The organism is Streptomyces violens (assembly GCF_000717745.1).
Taxonomy (GTDB): domain Bacteria; phylum Actinomycetota; class Actinomycetes; order Streptomycetales; family Streptomycetaceae; genus Streptomyces; species Streptomyces violens.
Genome location: NZ_JOBH01000058.1, coordinates 1 through 219, shown reverse-complemented (window position 1 = coordinate 219; position 219 = coordinate 1). Strand labels below are relative to the sequence as shown.

Below are 219 nucleotides of genomic sequence, written 5' to 3'. Positions count from 1 at the left end.
CCCGTCTCCAGCATCAGCTGGGACGAGGTTCCTTTGAAAAAACACAGCGAGGACGCTGTGAACCTCGGACCTATTCCGTCCGATGGTTCCGCTCTCGTGATGTGTCTCCCGATTACGGGGAAACATTCACGGAGAGTTTGATCCTGGCTCAGGACGAACGCTGGCGGCGTGCTTAACACATGCAAGTCGAACGATGAACCTCCTTCGGGAGGGGATTAG

1 rRNA gene is annotated in these 219 nt (G+C 55.7%); it reads left to right on the top strand.

Annotated elements, in window-relative coordinates:
• Positions 1–125: 125 nt before the first annotated feature.
• Positions 126–219, top strand: a 16S ribosomal RNA gene (locus tag IF04_RS0135375); the annotation flags it as partial.